The sequence below is a fragment of the Polaromonas sp. P1_G4 genome (assembly GCF_056405475.1).
Genome location: NZ_JBFUCA010000765.1, coordinates 1 through 1,483 on the forward strand (window position 1 = coordinate 1; position 1,483 = coordinate 1,483).

The following is a 1,483-nucleotide window of genomic DNA, read 5'->3' on the forward strand; positions in this document are numbered from 1 at the left end:
ACCAATGCTGAAAGCAAACTGACTGGCTGGAGCTGGGCCAGCAGCAAGACTCAGGCGATTGCCTATGATGCCAACGACCAATGCTGAAAGCAAACTGACCGGCTGGAGCTGGGCCAGCAGCAAGACTCAGGCGATTGCCTATGATGCCAACGGCCAGATCAGCGCGTACAACCTGGGTGATCCAACAACAACTGGGATTCGCCGAACCATTCTTCGTGACACAGCGGGACGCATCACCGGCTACACCCACACCAGCAACGGAGTCCCGGTGCCCGCACTGGACCAGAGCTTTGGTTATGACAACCTGAACCGACTGATCAGCGCCACCTTGGGCAGCAGTGCGATCCAGTACAGCTATGACGCCACGGGCAACCGCACGGCCAAAGTCGTTGGCGGCACGAGCTACCCCAACACCATTGCCAGCACCAGCAACCGGCTGAACCAGACGCAGGACAGCACCGGCGTCGCCACCGTGGTGCAYGATGCGGCCGGCAACATCACRAGYGAYGGGRYCAAYAGCTAYACCTACAGCGACCGCGGSAGGCTGGCSACGRTGACGAACGCCGGYGGCACTGTGAACTACAGCTACAGCGCSCTGGAGYTGAGGATGAGCAAGACGGGGCCGACGGCCCTGGTACCTACCGGTGCGGCTTACTACGTTTATGACGAAGGAGGCAAGCTGCTAGGTGAGTACGATGCCAATGGCGTTCCTCAGTATGAAACCATCTATATGGGCAGCCCGGTCGGGGTGATCAAGCAGACGGGGACGGCAGCAGGAAGCGACATTGCCATCAGCCTGTACAACGTCTCRACSGATCAGCTSGGTGCGCCACGAATCATCACGCGGCAGAKTGAYGAWGCSGTYGYKTGGCGCTGGGATACGGCRGARCCCTTTGGCGCGACGGCGCCTGATCAGAATCCGAGCAGCCTKGGGGCCTTCGCCTTYAACCAGCGRCTGCCKGGGCARACCTTTGATGSCGAGAGTGGGYTGTTCCAGAACTGGAACMGGGAGTACAACCCGAGGATCGGGCGCTATATGCAGTCCGATCCCATCGGGCTCAGAGGTGGCATTAACACATACAGTTATGTCGGAGGCAACCCAAACAGCTTTACCGACCCGAGTGGGTTAGTACCCGCGGCAGCCGGTTTGTTGTGTCTTGTTCCCGGTGTTGGATGGGTGAGTTGTGCAACCGTTGCAACCGGCGTGGTGGTAGTTGGTGGGACATATTTTTTTATTAAGAACTATGGCTCGGCGATTGCAAATGCTACTTCTCAGATGTGTGAGGCTACTTACAATGGTGTTCGCAATTGGATGGGTAATAGCACGAACTCGGAAAGCGCTAATGAAGGAAATAGATTTCCTGATCGAGATCTTCCAAGACACCCAAGACATAACACACCAGTACCAGACCCCGAAGCGGAGGGTCGCCCACATACTCAGCTTGGACAAAGAGACGGACGACGAGGAAGATATGACCAAGCA

At 57.3% G+C, this 1,483-nt stretch carries 1 protein-coding gene; it reads left to right on the forward strand.

Annotated features, from left to right (window positions below; all coding sequences use genetic code 11):
* Positions 1 to 67 precede the first annotated feature (67 nt).
* On the forward strand, positions 68 to 1,483 hold a 1,416-nt coding region (locus AC1D1X_RS23120; RefSeq protein WP_477699318.1), incomplete at its 3' end, for an RHS repeat-associated core domain-containing protein.